The sequence below is a fragment of the Pseudomonas sp. LB3P58 genome (genome assembly GCF_054897895.1).
This window is the reverse complement of sequence record NZ_JBUBVE010000001.1, coordinates 6,122,100-6,141,398: the sequence shown is the minus strand read 5'-3', so window position 1 is coordinate 6,141,398 and position 19,299 is coordinate 6,122,100. Positions and strand designations below refer to the sequence as shown.

Below are 19,299 nucleotides of genomic sequence, written 5' to 3'. Positions count from 1 at the left end.
TCTTCTTCAATGAATCAAGCAATTCGTGTGGGAGCTTATGGAGCAGCTGATGTCGTCGATTAAGGAGGTGATCCAGCCGCAGGTTCCCCTACGGCTACCTTGTTACGACTTCACCCCAGTCATGAATCACACCGTGGTAACCGTCCTCCCGAAGGTTAGACTAGCTACTTCTGGTGCAACCCACTCCCATGGTGTGACGGGCGGTGTGTACAAGGCCCGGGAACGTATTCACCGCGACATTCTGATTCGCGATTACTAGCGATTCCGACTTCACGCAGTCGAGTTGCAGACTGCGATCCGGACTACGATCGGTTTTCTGGGATTAGCTCCACCTCGCGGCTTGGCAACCCTCTGTACCGACCATTGTAGCACGTGTGTAGCCCAGGCCGTAAGGGCCATGATGACTTGACGTCATCCCCACCTTCCTCCGGTTTGTCACCGGCAGTCTCCTTAGAGTGCCCACCATTACGTGCTGGTAACTAAGGACAAGGGTTGCGCTCGTTACGGGACTTAACCCAACATCTCACGACACGAGCTGACGACAGCCATGCAGCACCTGTCTCAATGTTCCCGAAGGCACTCCGCTATCTCTAGCAGATTCATTGGATGTCAAGGCCTGGTAAGGTTCTTCGCGTTGCTTCGAATTAAACCACATGCTCCACCGCTTGTGCGGGCCCCCGTCAATTCATTTGAGTTTTAACCTTGCGGCCGTACTCCCCAGGCGGTCAACTTAATGCGTTAGCTGCGCCACTAAGAGCTCAAGGCTCCCAACGGCTAGTTGACATCGTTTACGGCGTGGACTACCAGGGTATCTAATCCTGTTTGCTCCCCACGCTTTCGCACCTCAGTGTCAGTATCAGTCCAGGTGGTCGCCTTCGCCACTGGTGTTCCTTCCTATATCTACGCATTTCACCGCTACACAGGAAATTCCACCACCCTCTACCATACTCTAGCTTGTCAGTTTTGAATGCAGTTCCCAGGTTGAGCCCGGGGATTTCACATCCAACTTAACAAACCACCTACGCGCGCTTTACGCCCAGTAATTCCGATTAACGCTTGCACCCTCTGTATTACCGCGGCTGCTGGCACAGAGTTAGCCGGTGCTTATTCTGTCGGTAACGTCAAGACACCAACGTATTAGGTTAATGCCCTTCCTCCCAACTTAAAGTGCTTTACAATCCGAAGACCTTCTTCACACACGCGGCATGGCTGGATCAGGCTTTCGCCCATTGTCCAATATTCCCCACTGCTGCCTCCCGTAGGAGTCTGGACCGTGTCTCAGTTCCAGTGTGACTGATCATCCTCTCAGACCAGTTACGGATCGTCGCCTTGGTGAGCCATTACCTCACCAACTAGCTAATCCGACCTAGGCTCATCTGATAGCGCAAGGCCCGAAGGTCCCCTGCTTTCTCCCGTAGGACGTATGCGGTATTAGCGTCCGTTTCCGAGCGTTATCCCCCACTACCAGGCAGATTCCTAGGCATTACTCACCCGTCCGCCGCTCGCCACCAGGTACAAGTACCCGTGCTGCCGCTCGACTTGCATGTGTTAGGCCTGCCGCCAGCGTTCAATCTGAGCCATGATCAAACTCTTCAGTTCAAACATCTTTGGGTTTTTAAGAAACCCTAAACTTGGCTCAGCAATCGTTGGTTACATCTTTGATTTCTCGCGGAGTAACTTGTGATGCTGATAATCTTGTTGACTATCAGTCTGACTCCACAAGCACCCACACGAATTGCTTGATTCAGTTGTTAAAGAGCGGTTGGTTAAGATCTTTCGTCTCAACCGAGGCGCGCATTCTACAGCAGCCTCTGTTGCTGTCAAGCGGTTATTTTCCGAAGTTTTCAAAGTTTCCTTTGCAACTTCAACCACTTGCGCTTTCGATCTCTCGTTAGCGGGAGGCGAATTCTACAGCGTTACTCGCTGCTGTCAACACCTCTTTTACACCGCTTTCGACCGAGAAGATCGAATCGTCAATCAAGCTAAACCACCCTGCCTGACCGACTCCTTCTGGGCTTCGATAACCTGAAGCAACTCGCTGTCGAAAACTGCGTAACTCATTGTTTACCAAGGAGTTTTCCGTTTCGACTGCGCCGGAAGTGGGGCGAATTATAGACTTCCAGAATCTGCCGTCAACCCTTAATTACGCTTTTCTATCAAACACTTGCAGAGCGGCGGAAAACAGCCCGCTTCCTCTCTATATAGGAGAGTAAAACCACTCCCCCTATATAGAAGAAATCCTCAGAGCACCCCGGCCTCTTTGAATGCCGCCACAACGCCGGCATCCAGACCCAACACCCGCTGCAGAACCTCCAGCGTATGCTCCCCTAATAGAGGAGGCGCATTGCGATACTCCACAGGCGTTTCGGACAGACGAATCGGACTCGCCACTTGCGGTACCATCCCGGCCAGCACATGGGGCAGCTCGATCGCCAACCCGCGCGCCTTAACCTGAGGATCCGCAAACATCTGAGCCAGATCATTGATCGGCCCGCACGGCACACCTGCTTGCTCCAGCTGCAGCACCCACTCAGCAGTCGTCTTGAACACCGTCGCCTGGCGAATAAGCGGAATCAGCACAGCACGATTCGCCACCCGCAACTTGTTGGTCGCAAAGCGTGGATCATCTGCCCACTGCGGCTGACCAGCCACTTCAGCAAACTTGCGGAACTGCCCGTCATTACCCACGGTGAGGATGAAGTCTCCATCCGCCGTAGGAAAGTCCTGATAAGGCACAATATTCGGATGAGCATTACCCAGGCGCTTCGGAGCATTGCCCGTAGTCAGGTAATTCATTGCCTGGTTAGCCAGACAAGCCACCTGAACATCCAACAGCGCCATATCAATATGCTGACCGCCACCGTCATGATCCCGATGCGCAAGCGCTGCCAGGATCGCCACGGTCGAATAGAGGCCGGTCAAGATGTCCGTCAGCGCCACGCCGACTTTCACCGGCCCGGCACCCTCATCCCCTTCGGGTCGCCCCGTCAGACTCATCAGACCGCCCAGTCCCTGGATCATGAAGTCATAACCCGCGCGCTTGGCGTAAGGGCCAGTCTGACCAAACCCGGTAATCGAGCAATAGATCAGATTCGGATTGATCGCCTTTAGAGACTCATAGTCCAAACCATATGCTGCCAGCCCACCGACCTTGAAGTTCTCGATCAGGATGTCCGACTTCGCCGCCAGATCACGCACCAGCTTCTGCCCTTCAGGCCGGGTGAAGTCGATGGTGACCGATTGTTTGTTGCGATTGGCCGACAAGTAATAGGCGGCCTCGCTAGTGTTCTCGCCATAAGCGTCTTTCAGGAAGGGAGGCCCCCAGGCGCGCGTGTCATCGCCATTGCCCGGGCGCTCGACCTTGATCACTTCGGCGCCAAGGTCAGCAAGGATCTGCCCGGCCCAAGGCCCGGCCAGCACCCGCGATAAATCCAGTACCCGTAGATGCGAAAGCGCGCCCATGGCCGTTCTCCTATTAATAGAACGCCTGGATGCCAGTCTGCGCACGACCGAGGATCAGTGCGTGGACGTCATGCGTACCTTCATAGGTATTCACCACTTCCAGGTTGACCAAGTGGCGAGCAACACCGAACTCATCGGAAATACCGTTACCACCCAGCATGTCGCGCGCCATCCGAGCAATGTCCAGGGACTTGCCGCAGGAGTTGCGCTTCATCATCGAAGTGATCTCGACCGCAGCAGTACCCTCGTCCTTCATACGACCCAGACGCAGGCAGCCTTGCAGCGCCATGGTGATCTCGGTCTGCATGTCGGCCAGCTTCTTCTGGATCAGCTGAGTGGCGGCCAATGGGCGACCGAACTGCTTGCGATCCAGAGTGTACTGGCGAGCGGTATGCCAGCAGAACTCGGCAGCACCCAGCGCACCCCAGGAGATGCCATAGCGTGCGGAGTTGAGGCAGGTGAACGGACCTTTCAGACCGCGCACATCCGGGAAAATGTTTTCTTCAGGGACAAACACGTTGTCCATGACGATCTCGCCGGTGATGGATGCACGCAAGCCGACCTTGCCGTGAATCGCAGGAGCACTCAGGCCTTTCCAGCCTTTATCCAGAACGAAGCCACGGATGTCACCCGCATCGTCCTTGCCCCATACGACGAACACATCGGCGATCGGGCTGTTGGTGATCCACATCTTGCTGCCGGTCAGGCTGTAGCCGCCTTCCACTTTGCGTGCACGAGTGATCATCGAGCCCGGGTCGGAACCGTGGTCAGGCTCGGTCAGACCGAAGCAACCGATCCATTCACCCGAGGCCAGTTTCGGCAGGTACTTCTGCTTCTGGGCTTCGGTACCGAATTCATTGATCGGCACCATGACCAGCGAGGACTGCACGCTCATCATCGAGCGATAGCCGGAGTCGACACGCTCGACTTCACGGGAGATCAGGCCGTAGCTGACGTAATTCAGGCCGCTGCCACCATACTGCTCAGGGATGGTCGCGCCCAACAGACCTATTTCGCCCATCTCGCGAAAGATCGCCGGGTCGGTCTTTTCATGGCGGAAAGCTTCGAGAACACGCGGCGCGAGCTTCTGCTGAGCGAATTGCTCAGCGGTGTCGCGGATCATGCGTTCTTCTTCGGTGAGCTGTTGATCCAGCAGCAGGGGATCGATCCAGTTGAAGCTAGCTTTACCGCCCATGAGTGTGTCCTCTCGAATCGGGTCAAATAACGTGGGCTGATCCTAGGCCGGGTTCGGCGTTACGGCAAACGAGGATTTTGCATACTGTTGTGCTAATTTCTCACTCCGAAACATCGCAAAATAGCTTTTATGCGATGTATTAGTGAGGTTGACGTACATGCGCAGGAAAATCCCCAGCACAACGGCCCTGATCAGCTTTGAAGCGGCCGCTCGCCACGAAAGTTTTACCAAGGCCGCTCAGGAGCTTTCGCTCACTCAAGGCGCCATTTGCCGACAGATCGCCAGCCTTGAGGAGTTCCTCAGCGTAGAACTGTTCCGACGCTCGCGGCGCGGAGTCAAGCTGACGGAGGCCGGTCTTTCCTACAGCCGCCGGGTGGCCACCCAACTCGATGCCGTTGAACGGGACACCTTGTCAGTGATGGGCCAGCAAGGTGCCAACGTGATCGAGCTGGCGGTGGTTCCAACCTTCGGCACTCAATGGCTGTTGCCACGACTCAAGGATTTCCAGCAAAAACACCCGGAAGTGACGGTCAACCTCACCAACCGAACGCGGCCCTTCCTGTTTGCCGATACCGACTTCGATGCCGCGATCTATTTTGGCGACGCGGACTGGTCGGGTACCGAATCCCACAGGCTGATGGGCGAAAATCCGATGCCGGTGTGCAGCCCCAATCTCATGGGGAAAAAGACAACCCTGTCTCCCGGCGAAATCGCCGAATTGCCCCTGTTGCAGCAGACCACTCGCCCTTATGCCTGGCGCCAGTGGTTCAACTCTCAAAACCTAAATGTCCCGCGAGACATGACAGGGCCGCGCTACGAGCTATTCTCCATGCTTGCCCAAGCGGCCATGCACGATATGGGAATAGCGCTGATTCCGCCGTTCCTGATTCAACGCGAACTGGCCGAGAAGCGGCTGGTCATTGCCAACGCCCAAGCGTTATCAAGCATCAAGGCGTACTACTTGATGATTCCCGAGCGAAAGGTCGAATCGGCCTCTTTAAGGGCATTTCGCGATTGGCTGGTCAATCAGGCACAGAGCTACAGCCTAGAAGGATAAAGGCTTTGCGTTATTAGCTGACCACGTAGTCAACAATATCAAAGCACTACAGATATAAGTATTTGTCGCATATTCGAAGACTGTACCGACAAGCAGTACAAACGTCCCACAAGAGCCTGAAAACGTGGCCTTGAGCCTCTATTGCGGAGCAATAACGACTCATTCACCTGACAGATGCGTAAATTCTTCATTTTTTACAAGAATCCTTACAAGGCACGGCCTGCAAGGGATTGAACCGGTCAGTTGCGACATTCGGTCACGGGGTGACTTGTAGTTAATTTTCCGTCACCCGTCATAAACCCTTGAAGGGTACTAAGTTCGCCTGCAAAATGCCGCGCCCCGCCCTGATTTGGCGGGATCGTGCTGATCGGCCGCCCCCAGCCGCACCATCCGAAGTGCCTGGGTTTACTCAATAAGATCACGCAGGAGATTTGACGTGCACATTGGTGTTCCTCTCGAAACCCAGACCGGTGAAACGCGGGTTGCTGCAACCCCGGAAACCATCAAGAAGCTGATCGGCCAGGGTCATAAGGTCACTGTGCAAAGCGGCGCCGGCATTAACGCCAGCGTTGTCGACAGTGCCTATGAAGCGGCAGGCGCAATTATTGGCAGCGCCAATGATGCGTTTGGTGCCGAGCTGATTCTCAAGGTGGTCGCCCCCAGCGACAGCGAACTGACGCTGATTAAAAGCGGCACCGTTGTGGTGGGCATGCTCAACCCGTTCAGCAATGAAACCATTGCCAAGCTGGCTGAGTGCGGCATTACCGCTTTCGCACTGGAGGCCGCGCCGCGCACCTCCCGCGCTCAGAGCCTGGATGTGCTGTCCTCCCAAGCCAACATCGCCGGTTATAAAGCCGTGTTGCTGGCCGCTCACCACTATCCACGCTTCATGCCGATGCTGATGACCGCTGCGGGTACCGTGAAAGCGGCGCGTGTGCTGATTCTCGGCGCAGGCGTAGCCGGTTTGCAGGCAATCGCTACGGCGAAACGTCTGGGTGCAGTGATCGAAGCGTCTGACGTACGTCCTGCGGTAAAAGAGCAGATCGAATCCCTCGGCGCCAAGTTCGTCGACGTGCCTTATGAGACCGATGAAGAGCGCGAATGCGCCGTTGGTGTCGGCGGTTACGCGCGACCAATGCCCGCCAGCTGGATGCAACGTCAGGCCCTGGCCGTGCACGAACGCGCCAAGCAGGCTGACATCATCATCACCACCGCACTGATCCCGGGCCGCAAGGCACCGACGCTGTTGAGCGCGGAAACCGTGGCACAGATGAAGCCAGGCTCGGTGGTCATCGACCTCGCTGCAGCCCAGGGCGGTAACTGCCCGCTGACCGTGGCCGATCAGGTCGTCGTCGAGAATGGCGTGATCATTTGCGGCCCGACCAATCTGGCCGGAGCAGTCGCGGCAGACGCTTCGGCACTGTACGCGCGCAACCTGCTCGACTTCCTGAAGCTGGTCTTCAACAAAGAAGGCCAGTTCGAGATCAACCTCGAAGACGACATCGTCGCCGCGTGCCTGATGTGCCGCGACGGCCAAGTCATCCGCAAAAACGCCTAAGCAGGGATTCAGACGATGGAAGAGCTTATCTCCCCCGGTATCTACAACCTGATCATCTTCGTGCTGGCGATTTATGTCGGTTATCACGTGGTCTGGAACGTTACACCTGCACTGCACACGCCTTTGATGGCGGTGACCAACGCGATCTCGGCGATCGTGATCGTCGGCGCCATGCTGGCCGCGGCGTTGACCGTCACACCTCTGGGCAAAACCATGGGCACCCTGGCGGTAGCCCTGGCGGCGGTCAACGTGTTTGGTGGCTTCCTGGTTACCCGCAGGATGCTTGAGATGTTCAAGAAAAAAGCCCCGAAAGCAGTAAAAGAAGAGGCGCCTAAGTAATGAGCATGAATCTTGTAACGACGCTCTACTTGATCGCGTCGATCTGTTTCATCCAGGCCCTCAAAGGCCTGTCGCACCCGACCACGTCGCGGCGCGGCAATGTGTACGGCATGCTCGGCATGGCATTGGCGATCCTCACCACCGTGGGCCTCGTCTATAAGCTGGGGGCTGAGCTCGCGACTGCCGGCATCGGCTACGTCATCGTAGGTCTGTTGGTCGGCGGTACTGCCGGGTCGATCATGGCCAAGCGCGTTGAAATGACCAAAATGCCGGAACTGGTCGCCTTCATGCACAGCATGATCGGTATGGCCGCGGTGTTCATTGCCATCGCTGCTGTCGTTGAACCGCAATCGCTAGGCATCGTCAAGCAACTGGGTGATTCCATTCCTGCCGGTAACCGTCTGGAGCTGTTCCTCGGCGCGGCCATCGGTGCAATCACCTTCTCCGGTTCGGTGATCGCGTTCGGCAAGCTGTCGGGCAAGTACAAGTTCCGCCTGTTCCAGGGCGCACCCGTGCAGTTCGGCGGTCAGCACAAGCTGAACCTGCTGTTGGGCCTGGCCACGCTCGGCCTGGGCATCACCTTCATGATGACTGGCAACCTCGGTGCTTTCGCCCTCATGCTGGCCCTGGCCTTCGTGATGGGTGTGCTGATCATCATCCCGATCGGCGGCGCCGATATGCCGGTGGTGGTTTCGATGCTCAACAGCTACTCCGGCTGGGCAGCGGCAGGTATCGGCTTCTCGCTGAACAACTCGATGCTGATCATTGCCGGCTCCCTGGTGGGTTCATCCGGTGCGATCCTCTCGTACATCATGTGCAAGGCGATGAACCGTTCGTTCTTCAACGTATTGCTCGGCGGTTTCGGCAACACGGCAGAGGCAGCTGGCCCGGCAGGTTCGAAAGAGGCCCGTCCGGTGAAATCCGGTTCGGCTGACGATGCGACCTTCCTGCTGACCAACGCCGACACCGTGATCATCGTTCCGGGTTATGGCCTGGCGGTGGCACGCGCCCAACACTCACTGATGGAGCTGGCGGAGAAGCTGACTCACCGGGGAGTCACCGTGAAGTTTGCGATCCACCCGGTGGCTGGTCGGATGCCAGGGCACATGAACGTCCTGCTGGCCGAGGCCGAAGTGCCTTACGAGCAAGTGTTCGAGATGGATGACATTAACTCCGAGTTCGGTCAGACCGACGTGGTGCTGGTGCTCGGCGCCAACGACGTGGTCAACCCGGCCGCGAAGAACGATCCGAAATCGCCAATTGCCGGTATGCCGATTCTCGAGGCTTATAAAGCCAAGACCGTGATCGTCAACAAGCGCTCGATGGCCAGCGGCTATGCCGGTCTGGACAACGAGCTGTTCTACCTCGACAAAACCATGATGGTCTTCGGCGACGCCAAGAAAGTCATCGAAGACATGGTCAAAGCCGTCGAGTAAAACCTGCTCCAGCGCAATACCCAAAACCTCAGCCTTTAGTAGGCTGGGGTTTTTTATTGCCCGCTAAAAACCGACCAAAGGCTCTAAATCGGGGCTCTGCATTCGACCATGGTAGCGGGAGGAATTTTTTTGAAATCACTAAACTGCACACCTTGCTTTCGTTGCCCGAGATAACAATCCATGTACCGTGATCGTATTCGCTTGCCTTCGTTGTTGGATAAGGTGATGAGCGCCGCTGACGCTGCCGCTCTGATTGAGGACGGCATGACCGTCGGCATGAGTGGTTTCACTCGCGCCGGCGAAGCCAAAGCCGTGCCCCACGCATTGGCCGAACGCGCCAAAATCACCCCGCTGAAAATCACGCTGATGACCGGCGCCAGCCTGGGCAACGACCTCGATAAACAGCTCACCGAAGCTGGCGTACTGTCACGACGCATGCCCTTCCAGGTCGACAGCACCTTGCGCAAGGCCATTAACGCCGGCGAAGTGATGTTCATTGACCAGCATCTGTCGGAAACCGTGGAGTCGCTGCGCAATCAGCAACTCAAGCTGCCGGACATCGCGGTGATTGAAGCTGTGGCGATCACCGAGCAGGGCCATATCGTGCCGACCACTTCGGTGGGTAACTCGGCCAGCTTCGCGATTTTCGCGAAACAGGTGATCGTCGAGATCAACCTGGCGCACAATCCGAATCTCGAAGGTCTGCACGACATCTATATCCCGACCTATCGGCCGACCCGCACGCCGATCCCGCTGGTAAAGGTCGACGATCGCATTGGCAGCACTGCCATCCCGATTCCGCCGGAAAAGATCGTCGCTATCGTGATCACCAATCAGTCCGACTCGCCGTCCACCGTGCTGCCGCCGGACGTTGATACCCAGGCCATTGCCGACCACCTGATCGACTTCTTCAAGCAGGAAGTGGCTGCCGGGCGCATGACCAACAAGCTCGGCCCGCTGCAAGCCGGGATTGGCAACATCGCCAACTCGGTGATGTGCGGGCTGATCGACTCGCCGTTCGAAGACCTGACGATGTACTCCGAAGTGCTTCAGGACTCGACCTTCGACCTGATCGACGCCGGCAAGCTGAGCTTTGCTTCGGGCAGTTCGATCACCTTGTCGAGCCGTCGCAATACCGATGTTTTCGGCAACCTTGAGCGTTACAAGGACAAACTGGTCCTGCGCCCGCAAGAAATTTCCAACCACCCGGAAGTGGTGCGCCGGCTCGGCATCATCGGCATCAACACGGCGCTTGAGTTCGACTTGTACGGCAACGTCAACTCCACCCACATCTGCGGCACGCGGATGATGAACGGCATCGGCGGCTCGGGCGACTTTGCGCGCAATGCGCATTTGGCGATCTTCGTGACCAAATCGATCGCCAAGGGCGGCGCGATCTCCAGCGTGGTGCCGATGGTCAGCCACGTCGACCACACTGAGCATGACGTCGACATCCTTGTCACCGAGATCGGTCTGGCGGACTTGCGTGGCCTGGCGCCGCGAGAGCGCGCTCGGGTCATCATCGACAACTGCGTGCACCCGGACTATCGCCAAGCCCTGGATGACTACTTCACAGCCGCGTGCGCACTCGGCGGGCACACGCCGCATATCCTGCGCGATGCCCTGAGCTGGCACATCAACCTGGAAGAAACCGGGCGAATGCTCACGGTGTAATTGGTACAGATAGCAGCTGACGCAAACACAGTTTCGTCAGCCTGCTGTTGCCAGATCAAATACTGAATAAAACTGTACTGCTGTACCGGTCTTTTCCTACCTTAATTGCCTACCTTTTCGAGTCAACCAACCAAAAACGCACGATATTAGTGCAGACAAGTACAGTTGCCTCAATTTCGACCAGTACACCACCCTTTAACAGTTAACTGGTCCCTCACAATACAGGTGAACTGTATCTAGGGAGACTGGCCAAACGAGAGGATCATTGGCATCAGTTAAACCACTACCTAATCCCGCCATAAGCGGAAGGATGTCAACCATGGAACGTACACTCAGTTCCGAGCTGTTTTTCGAAGACAACGCTGTAAAAACCCAGGCTTCCACGCCTCTTCGCGTTCTCGCCAACCTGATGCTGTGGCAGCGCCGCATCTCCAGCCGCCATCAACTGGCTCGTCTGGATTCGCGTCTGCTGGCTGACGCAGGGATTAGCGAAGCACAACGCTACGAAGAGCTGAGCAAGCCGTTCTGGCGCTAAGTTAGCGTCGCTGGCTCTGACCCACCGGGTCCACCGCCAGCACTCCAAATTGAAAAAACAAAGCCCGTCGTGGGAAACCACGACGGGCTTTGTCGTTTTGGACCCTCAACATGGGTCATACAGTAGAGCTATCGCTTAACAGGTACAGTTTTACTATTTGCACAACTGAACCAGTACAATTTCAGTGCAGTGTGTCTGTTGCGGAAGAGAGGACGGGATCACCATGAAATCCCGAACTGCCAGCAAAAGGACCGCGCCATGAATCACTTACTGGATGTTTCCGCTTCCACACCTCAATCAACGCCTCGCTCCCACTGGGTTCGTAGATTGCTGAGGGGTCTCGCCAACAACCTGGAAAGGGCTCGAACCCGGCGTTTATTGGGCCAACTCAATGACCGGCAGCTCTCAGACCTGAACATCAGCCACGCGGATCGTCTCAACGAATTGGACAAACCGTTCTGGCGCTAGCTTCCTACTTGAACAGACGGGACTGTGCGAACCGATACTCATAGGCCTAATATCCAGATTGAAAGTGGCGAACGCCGCATGATTGGCGTCTGATTCAACAGACACTGCGCCACCTCTCAATCGGTTTTCCAAAGGAGTTTCACCATGTCCCGTCTTCGTCTGCTCAGCGCTGCAGCCCTGCTTGCCGTGGCTGCCAATTCCCACGCCACCAGCTTTATCGTGACCACCGATACCGTCGTCAATGCGCTCAAGGCCACGTCCGATGCGACCTCCGATGTCACTTCTTCCTTTCGCGATGACAAAATCGTGCGCGCCGCCCGTGACGACGCCGCCAGCTTCGTGGCCAGCGAAGGCGCCATTCGTGGCGTGAAACTGGAAAGCGCACTCGACCATATTCGCCACCAGGCACCTCAATTGAGCGCGACCGATGCACAACTGGCGCAAGCCATACTGACGATCTAAGCGACATCACTGACGTGGGACACGCCCGCCGTGTCCCAATGTTTCGGCGCTGGCTCTAGACCGGGCGTTGCGCTAGCCTTGCGACTCGCCTTCAGCTTTCGAGTCTCATGCGTTTCCTTTCAAATCTGTTAATCACTCCGGTTTTCGCCATTGCCTGCTGGGTGGGTTCGGCCCATGCCTTTGACGCCTTCAACCTGTCTACACAAGGCATCGTGGCTACCGGCTACGCCACAAGCATGGTGACCTCCGCCCCCTTCGACCGTAAGCTGCTAGTCGCGGCACAGGATGACGCTGCGGCGTTCATCGCCAGTGACGGCCAACTGCGAGGAGCACAACTGGAGTCCGCCCTTATTTATCTGCGCCGGACCCAGCCAAAACTTCATGTCAGCGACCTTGAACTGGCGCAGGCAATTCTCGTCCAATAGTTATCCTTGTTCTTACGGAGTCGTTCCATGCGTAGCCCCCTGATTGTTGCCGCCCTTGGCCTGCTGTTATTGGCCGATGTGACTCAGGCGCACACCCTGGTTGCCACCAGTAACATCCTCATCAACGCCACCCGGCGCACCCTTGATTTCACTTCCGATACCACGACGTCCATCCGTGACTCGAAGATCGTTCGTGAAGCCCACGACGATGCGGCCAGTTTCGTCGCCAGCGATGGCGAAATTCGTGGCGCGCACCTGGAAGCGGCCTTCAACACGCTGCGCACCCGCGTACCGGAAGCCCGCGACGCCAGTGATCAGGTTCTCGCCGAAGCCATCCTCGCACTGTGAGGTCGCCAGGCGCCTGGCTGTTGGCCGGGGTCATGTTGCTGCTCGGCAACACGGCCCAGGCTGACTTGCAATTAAGGCTTAAAACCGAAGGCCTCAGCCCCGCTCAACAACAGGCCAGCCAAGCGTTGCTCGATGAAGCCATGCAGGCGCTGCCGCCGCGGTTCATCGAGCAGCTCGACCGACGCATCGACGTTGGCTGGACCGCTGACATGCCGAGCAACGCTTACGGCCAGGCGTCGCTGGTGTCCGAGCTCGATCTGAACCGCAACCTGCTTGCCAGCCTCACTGACGGCAGCGCCGCGACCAAAAAGACTTATCGTCCCCATGGCACCGTACGCCGCGAAATGCTTGCCACGGTGTTGCACGAACTCACCCACATCTATGACCGCTCGCGCCTGTGGCCAAACGCGGAGCGCACGCTGATTCAGCGCTGCACCCGACGGAACAGCAGCTCAGGGCTGATTGGCATTCCCGATCAATGCCGCGGCCAGTCCGACCGACGCTTTACACTCAGCGACGACCCGCACCTGCTCGACCTCGCCGGCTGGCCACAGTATGTTGGCCGTCGTGGCGAACGCGAACAGTACAACCGGCAAATTGCCCGCAGCCCGGACATTTACGAGACGAGCAGCCCCAAGGAGTTCGTCGCGGTCAACATGGAGTATTTCCTTCTCGACCCGGCCTACGCCTGTCGCCGTCCTGCGTTGTACCGCTACTACAAAGAACATTTTGGCTGGGCACCCGCCGCTAAAGACACCTGCGGCAAAACTTTCTCCTTCCTCAATGCCGGCAATGATTTCGCCAAAACGCCACTGGGTCAGGTCGATCCGGAACGGGTCTACGCCGTCGACTATCTGCTGGCAGAAGCCAACCAGAACTGGGTCAGCCGCTGGGGTCACAGCATGTTGCGGTTGGTAATCTGTGCACCCGGCCGCCCCCGTGGGCCGGATTGTCGCCTGGATCTGGATCAGCACCTGGTGTTGTCCTACCGCGCCTTCGTCGGTGACGTGCAGCTGTCGAGTTGGGACGGGCTGGTGGGCAAATATCCATCGCGCCTGTTTGTTCTGCCGCTGGCGCAGGTGATCGACGAATACACCAAGACCGAACTGCGCAGCCTGGCCTCGGTGCCGCTGAACCTGTCGCGCAACGAGATTGAAGACGTGGTGGAACACGCCGCCGAAATGCACTGGAGTTACGACGGCAACTACTTCTTCCTGTCCAACAACTGCGCTGTAGAGGGCCTGAAGTTACTGCGTAGCAGTACCAACAATACAAAACTGGTCGGGTTGGACAGCATCATGCCCAACGGTTTGCTGGAAGTGCTCAAGGGCCGCGGACTGGCGGACACCAGCGTGCTGGATGATCCTCGTGAAGCGCTGCGCCTGGGTTATCGTTTCGACTCCTTCCGTGATCGTTATCAAGCAATGTTCGAAGTGCTGAAGAAGCACTTGCCGATCAAGCAGGAAAAGGTCGAAGACTGGCTCGCACTGAAAGCTGAAGAGCGCCGGCAATGGATCGACCAAGCCGATTTGCGCACCAGCGCAGCCTTGCTGTTATTGGAGCAGGCTGCCTTCCGTCAGCAATTGGTGCTGGCACAGGACGAAGTAAAGCAACGTTATCTGGGCGCTCGGGAATTGAAGAACGGAGGCATGGACAAGGCCAACGCGACCTTGCAGCAAATTCTTGCCAACAGCGGCTTCCTCAGCCGCCCGGCGGAGCTGCTCGGCACCGGTGGCTATGGATTGCCGCAGCCAAGTGAGTGGCAGCGCCTGGAATCGGAAAGCAGCCTGCGGCAGAAACAACTTCAGGCGCTGACAGGCGATCTGGACAAGGAAGTGAGAGCGCTGCTCGAACCGAGCCGTGCAGCCGAAATGGCCGCCAATGAAGCCAACCTGAAGCAGGTTGGCGAGCATCTGAGGAAGTTGCACAAGGCTGCGGGCGGCTTGGAGTTGCCGTAAACAACAGGCTTCGCGGCTAATCCGCGAAGCCTTCAACACCTACCTGCTATTCAAAGCACCCCTTCGAGAATTTCATAAACGATCCCGGTTCCTACGGCGATCAACACAATGTCGCCGCCCGCACGGCGCCATTCGTACCCTGGGTAATACGGCAGCCGGCCCAACGCCCGGTTATCGAGGCGTTCGCCGTAATAGCCGTGAGGCAACGGTCGGCCACGCACCAGATGAATACCTGGAGGTGGCGGAGCACCGCGCACGAAATAGCCATGGTTATCGTGGATAGTCTGGCGCACCGGGCCGAAGTCCCGTGGCGGAGGGCCGCCGCGATGATTGTCCTGCGGGCCACGGTGATCGTCGCCATGATTGTCACCGCGGTTATCGTAATGGCCTTGCTGCTGGCCGCCGCGGTCTTGATCGTCGCGCTGATCAGCACTCGCATTCAGCAACGGGGTGGCACTGAGCATCAGCACACCCAGGCTGGCAATCAGACGTTTCGGCATTTTCATCGGGTCTTTCCTCACTGCACATACAGCAAAAAGGGCTTCAGAACGTAGTTCTGAAGCCCTCGGTCTTGCTATTTAGTCTGTGCCGCGAGGCTCTAATTCCTCTGTATCAGGAACTTTACCTTCAGCTGACGCGGGCTTTACGCACGCCTTCGGCCAGCGCCGAGCAAAGGCTCAACACGCCATCAATGGCTTGATCCGGCGTTGACGCATTGGCGATGTGATCGATCAACGCCGAACCCACCACCACACCATCAGCCAGACGCGCGATGGACGCCGCTTGCTCCGGTGTACGTATACCAAAACCGATGCTGATCGGCAGATCGGTATGGCGACGCAGACGCGCAACCGCTTCTTCAACATGCTCCAGCGTCGCAGCGCCCGCACCGGTCACACCGGCGACAGACACGTAATAGACGAAACCTGAGCTGCCGTTCAGGACAGTCGGCAGGCGCACATCATCGGTCGTCGGGGTGGTCAGACGGATGAAGTCCAGACCGGCAGCCTGGGCCGGATCGCACAGTTCGCCGTTATGCTCGGGCGGCAGGTCGACCACGATCAAACCGTCGACGCCGGCCTCTTTGGCGTCGGCGATGAAGCGCGGCACGCCATACATGTGAATCGGGTTGAAATAACCCATCAGCACCAGCGGCGTCTCGGTATTACCTTCACGGAACTCGCGAACCATTTGCAGGGTTTTCGCCAGGTTCTGTTTGGCGCCGAGGGCGCGGATGCTGGCCAACTGGATTGCCGGGCCATCGGCCATCGGATCGGTGAAGGGCATGCCCAACTCGATCACGTCGGCACCGGCGCCAGGCAGGCCTTTGAGGATCGCCAGCGAGGTGTCATAGCTCGGGTCGCCAGCGGTCACGAAGGTCACCAGGGCGGCACGATTCTGTTCCTTGAGTTCGGCAAAACGCGTTTGCAGGCGGCTCATCAGTGTTTCTCCTGCTTCGATTGTTCCATGTGGTGCATCACGGTCTGCATGTCTTTGTCCCCGCGACCGGACAGGTTGACCACCATCAGGTGATCTTTCGGCAGGTTCGGTGCGCGTTTGAACACCTCGGCCAGGGCATGGGCGCTTTCCAGTGCAGGAATAATCCCTTCCAGGCGGCAGCATTTGTGGAACGCGTCGAGGGCTTCGTCGTCGGTTACCGAGGTGTACTGGACGCGGCCGATGTCATGCAACCAGGCGTGTTCCGGGCCGATGCCTGGATAGTCGAGGCCGGCGGAGATCGAGTGAGCGTCGATGATCTGGCCATCGTCGTCCTGCAACAGGAAAGTACGGTTGCCGTGCAGCACGCCCGGTACGCCGCCGTTCAGGCTGGCTGCATGCTTGCCGGTTTCGATGCCGTAGCCGGCCGCTTCAACGCCGATGATCTCGACGCTCTTGTCATCAAGAAACGGGTGAAACAGGCCCATGGCGTTGGAACCGCCACCGATGCACGCCACCAGGCTGTCCGGCAGACGACCTTCCTGGTCTTGCAGTTGAGTACGGGTTTCTTTGCCGATAACGGCCTGGAAGTCGCGAACCATCGCAGGATAAGGGTGCGGACCGGCCACCGTGCCGATCAGGTAGAAGGTGCTGTCGACGTTGGTCACCCAGTCACGCAGGGCTTCGTTCATCGCATCTTTCAGAGTGCCGGTACCGGCCACGACCGGGATCACTTCGGCGCCCAGCAGCTTCATGCGAAATACGTTGGCCTGCTGACGTTCGATGTCAGTGGTGCCCATGTAGATCACGCAATCGAGGCCAAAACGCGCAGCCACGGTGGCGGTCGCCACGCCGTGCATGCCCGCGCCAGTCTCGGCGATGATGCGTTTCTTGCCCATGCGCCGCGCCAGCAGAATCTGGCCGATGCAGTTGTTGATCTTGTGCGCGCCGGTGTGGTTCAGCTCTTCGCGCTTGAGGTAAATCTTCGCGCCGCCGCAGAACTCTGTCAGGCGTTCGGCAAAGTACAGTGGGCTTGGACGACCCACGTAGTCGCGCTGGAAGTAGGCCAATTCTTCTTTGAATGCAGGATCATCCTTGGCCAATTCGTATTCACGGGCCAGATCGAGGATCAATGGCATCAGGGTTTCGGCGACGTAACGGCCGCCGAACGCGCCAAACAGGCCGTTGGCGTCGGGGCCGTTGCGCAGATTAGTCTGGGTCATGGGTCGCTCCAGTTGAATGCGTGGGATGATGCTTTTGAAGAGAGAGTGGGCTAACTCTACCCCTGACGCCTTGAGCTGAAAACCGATAAGATCGCTGCAACCTGTCAGGAAAACTCACAGATCTCATGAGCCATGACCTTCCCCCGCTGAACGCCCTTCGGGCCTTCGAAGCGACTGCCCGCCTGAATAGCGTCAGCAAGGCGGCCGAACAGCTGCACGTCACCCATGGTGCGATCAGCCGGCAACTCAAGGTGCTTGAAGAACACCTGGGCGTGAGCCTGTTCATCAAGGATGGTCGCGGCCTTAAACTCACAGATGCCGGCATTCGTTTGCGCGATGCCAGCGGCGAGGCGTTCGAGCGTTTACGGACTGTGTGTGCAGAGCTGACCCAAAGCACCGTCGATGCACCGTTCGTACTGGGTTGCTCGGGCAGCTTGTTGGCACGCTGGTTTATTCCCAGGTTGGGACGGCTGAATACCGACCTGCCGGACCTGCGCCTGCACCTGTCGGCTGGCGAGGGTGATCTCGATCCACGCCGCCCGGGACTGGACGCCTTGCTCGTGTTTGCCGAGCCACCGTGGCCAGCGGACATGCAAGTCTATGAGTTGGCGAGCGAACGGATCGGCCCGGTCATGAGCCCGCGATTCGCCGGCTTCGAACGACTGCAAGACGCACCGCCCGCAGCGCTGCTGAGCGAGCCATTGCTGCACACCACCTCACGCCCTCAGGCCTGGCCAAGCTGGGCACAGCAAAGCGACCTCGACGCCAAAGCGTTGAAGTACGGACAAGGTTTCGAGCATTTGTATTATCTGCTGGAGGCCGCAGTGGCCGGCTTGGGTGTGGCGATTGCGCCCGAGCCGCTGGTCGCTGAGGACTTGAAGGCCGGGCGCCTGGTTGCGCCATGGGGCTTCAGTGAAACCCCGGCGCAACTGGCGTTGTGGCTACCCAAGCGCGCCGCGGACGGGCGCGCTCGGCAACTGGCGCAGTGGCTCAAACACGAGCTGCGCCAGACGGATTAGTCACCGCGTTTGAACAGCAGATAAGCCGCGAGCAGACCCAATGCACCGACAGCCACACCCGCTGTCGTCCAAGGGTGTTCCTGGGCGTAGTCCCGCGTGGCAATCCCGGTTTCACGGGTTTTGACTTTGACGTCTTCGTACGCATCGCTGAGCAGATGGCGCGAATGCTTCAGCGCGTTCTCGGCGTTGCTTTTCAAGACATTAAGGGTTTTACGCGACTCGTCCGAGGCGTCGTCCTTCAGGTTTTCCAAAGACTTCAGCAGACTCTCGATCTCGGCTTCCATGCTTTGCAATGAGGCTTTACGTAAAGAGGTGTTGGCCATGGTGGCTCTCCTGCATTGATTGAGTTGCGTGTGTTGGTTGGGACTTCAGGGGTTCAAGAAAGTGCAGTAAATCTGAACTTCCACTTTGGATTGGCCGACAGAAGTAATACGAAAAATCACTGCTAGGCTGTATTTCACACCCTGAGGAGAACGCCATGACTGACCATCACACCTACAAGAAAGTCGAACTCGTCGGCTCGTCCACCAGCAGCATTGAAGACGCCATCAACAACGCACTGGCCGAGGCCAGCAAAAGCCTCAAATATATGGAATGGTTTGAAGTGACCGAAACCCGCGGGCACATCAAGGACGGTAAGGCTGCGCACTTTCAGGTGACGCTCAAAGTCGGGTTCCGGATTGCCAGTAGCTGAGTTTGAGCT

Annotated in this window: 19 protein-coding genes and 1 rRNA gene; 13 read left to right on the top strand and 7 right to left on the bottom strand. The window is 57.7% G+C overall.

The window, feature by feature from the left end; translation table 11 throughout:
- Positions 1 to 60: 60 nt before the first annotated feature.
- From ACYZTZ_RS28705 to ACYZTZ_RS28695, 3 genes are all read right to left on the bottom strand, one after another.
- Positions 61 to 1,599: ribosomal RNA gene (locus tag ACYZTZ_RS28705) — 16S ribosomal RNA — on the bottom strand.
- 642 nt (positions 1,600 to 2,241) lie between these two features.
- Complete coding sequence (locus ACYZTZ_RS28700) at positions 2,242 to 3,462, bottom strand: CaiB/BaiF CoA transferase family protein (RefSeq protein ID WP_008154477.1); 1,221 nt, start codon at positions 3,460 to 3,462, stop codon at positions 2,242 to 2,244.
- 13 nt (positions 3,463 to 3,475) lie between these two features.
- The gene (locus tag ACYZTZ_RS28695; protein ID WP_462000378.1) at positions 3,476 to 4,657 is read right to left on the bottom strand and encodes an acyl-CoA dehydrogenase; all 1,182 of its coding nucleotides are present in this window, start codon (positions 4,655 to 4,657) and stop codon (positions 3,476 to 3,478) included.
- Positions 4,658 to 4,814: 157 nt separating this feature from the next.
- On the opposite strand from ACYZTZ_RS28695, the gene ACYZTZ_RS28690 reads away from it, so the two are divergent.
- From ACYZTZ_RS28690 to ACYZTZ_RS28640, 11 genes are all read left to right on the top strand, one after another.
- Entirely contained in the window at positions 4,815 to 5,714 is a 900-nt protein-coding gene (locus ACYZTZ_RS28690; protein ID WP_462000377.1) for a LysR family transcriptional regulator, read from the top strand.
- Between the two features lie 436 nt (positions 5,715 to 6,150).
- On the top strand, positions 6,151 to 7,272 hold the full coding sequence (locus tag ACYZTZ_RS28685) for a Re/Si-specific NAD(P)(+) transhydrogenase subunit alpha (RefSeq protein WP_415758449.1): 1,122 nt from the start codon (positions 6,151 to 6,153) through the stop codon (positions 7,270 to 7,272).
- 15 nt (positions 7,273 to 7,287) lie between these two features.
- The gene (locus ACYZTZ_RS28680) at positions 7,288 to 7,611 is read left to right on the top strand and encodes an NAD(P) transhydrogenase subunit alpha part 2 (protein ID WP_003187010.1); all 324 of its coding nucleotides are present in this window, start codon (positions 7,288 to 7,290) and stop codon (positions 7,609 to 7,611) included.
- Positions 7,611 to 9,047, top strand: coding sequence for an NAD(P)(+) transhydrogenase (Re/Si-specific) subunit beta (locus ACYZTZ_RS28675; RefSeq protein ID WP_462000376.1), 1,437 nt, complete (start codon positions 7,611 to 7,613; stop codon positions 9,045 to 9,047). Before ACYZTZ_RS28680 ends, ACYZTZ_RS28675 begins: the two co-directional genes overlap by 1 nt.
- Positions 9,048 to 9,227: 180 nt before the next feature.
- A complete protein-coding gene (locus tag ACYZTZ_RS28670) occupies positions 9,228 to 10,721 on the top strand; it encodes an acetyl-CoA hydrolase/transferase family protein (protein WP_462000375.1) in 1,494 nt (497 codons plus the stop codon).
- A 319-nt stretch (positions 10,722 to 11,040) separates the two neighbouring features.
- Entirely contained in the window at positions 11,041 to 11,256 is a 216-nt protein-coding gene (locus ACYZTZ_RS28665; protein WP_008154465.1) for a DUF1127 domain-containing protein, read from the top strand.
- Positions 11,257 to 11,514: 258 nt separating this feature from the next.
- The gene (locus ACYZTZ_RS28660) at positions 11,515 to 11,724 is read left to right on the top strand and encodes a DUF1127 domain-containing protein (protein ID WP_046044837.1); all 210 of its coding nucleotides are present in this window, start codon (positions 11,515 to 11,517) and stop codon (positions 11,722 to 11,724) included.
- 144 nt (positions 11,725 to 11,868) lie between these two features.
- Positions 11,869 to 12,186 (top strand): DUF2388 domain-containing protein, encoded by a 318-nt coding sequence (locus ACYZTZ_RS28655; RefSeq protein ID WP_056738372.1) that lies wholly within the window; start codon positions 11,869 to 11,871, stop codon positions 12,184 to 12,186.
- Between the two features lie 107 nt (positions 12,187 to 12,293).
- Complete coding sequence (locus ACYZTZ_RS28650) at positions 12,294 to 12,611, top strand: DUF2388 domain-containing protein (protein ID WP_462000374.1); 318 nt, start codon at positions 12,294 to 12,296, stop codon at positions 12,609 to 12,611.
- Positions 12,612 to 12,638: 27 nt separating this feature from the next.
- The gene (locus ACYZTZ_RS28645; protein ID WP_046044839.1) at positions 12,639 to 12,959 is read left to right on the top strand and encodes a DUF2388 domain-containing protein; all 321 of its coding nucleotides are present in this window, start codon (positions 12,639 to 12,641) and stop codon (positions 12,957 to 12,959) included.
- A complete protein-coding gene (locus tag ACYZTZ_RS28640; protein ID WP_462000373.1) occupies positions 12,956 to 14,917 on the top strand; it encodes a DUF7844 domain-containing protein in 1,962 nt (653 codons plus the stop codon). The genes ACYZTZ_RS28645 and ACYZTZ_RS28640 overlap by 4 nt, the downstream gene beginning before the upstream one ends.
- Positions 14,918 to 14,967: 50 nt before the next feature.
- Here the strand turns inward: ACYZTZ_RS28640 and ACYZTZ_RS28635 are convergent, their stop codons facing one another.
- From ACYZTZ_RS28635 to trpB, 3 genes are all read right to left on the bottom strand, one after another.
- The gene (locus ACYZTZ_RS28635; protein WP_462000372.1) at positions 14,968 to 15,423 is read right to left on the bottom strand and encodes an anti-virulence regulator CigR family protein; all 456 of its coding nucleotides are present in this window, start codon (positions 15,421 to 15,423) and stop codon (positions 14,968 to 14,970) included.
- 121 nt (positions 15,424 to 15,544) lie between these two features.
- On the bottom strand, positions 15,545 to 16,357 hold the full coding sequence (gene trpA, locus ACYZTZ_RS28630; protein ID WP_462000371.1) for a tryptophan synthase subunit alpha: 813 nt from the start codon (positions 16,355 to 16,357) through the stop codon (positions 15,545 to 15,547).
- Complete coding sequence (trpB, locus tag ACYZTZ_RS28625) at positions 16,357 to 17,577, bottom strand: tryptophan synthase subunit beta (protein WP_462000370.1); 1,221 nt, start codon at positions 17,575 to 17,577, stop codon at positions 16,357 to 16,359. Before trpB ends, trpA begins: the two co-directional genes overlap by 1 nt.
- 125 nt (positions 17,578 to 17,702) lie before the next feature.
- On the opposite strand from trpB, the gene ACYZTZ_RS28620 reads away from it, so the two are divergent.
- Complete coding sequence (locus ACYZTZ_RS28620; RefSeq protein WP_462000369.1) at positions 17,703 to 18,596, top strand: LysR family transcriptional regulator; 894 nt, start codon at positions 17,703 to 17,705, stop codon at positions 18,594 to 18,596.
- Here the strand turns inward: ACYZTZ_RS28620 and ACYZTZ_RS28615 are convergent.
- Positions 18,593 to 18,919 carry an ElaB/YgaM/YqjD family protein gene (locus ACYZTZ_RS28615; protein WP_462000368.1) on the bottom strand — a complete coding sequence of 109 codons (327 nt, stop codon included), beginning with the start codon at positions 18,917 to 18,919 and terminating at the stop codon, positions 18,593 to 18,595. The two genes, ACYZTZ_RS28620 and ACYZTZ_RS28615, sit on opposite strands and share 4 nt — an antisense overlap.
- 155 nt (positions 18,920 to 19,074) lie before the next feature.
- On the opposite strand from ACYZTZ_RS28615, the gene ACYZTZ_RS28610 reads away from it, so the two are divergent.
- Complete coding sequence (locus tag ACYZTZ_RS28610) at positions 19,075 to 19,290, top strand: dodecin (RefSeq protein WP_008027736.1); 216 nt, start codon at positions 19,075 to 19,077, stop codon at positions 19,288 to 19,290.
- The last annotated feature ends 9 nt before the right edge of the window (positions 19,291 to 19,299 follow it).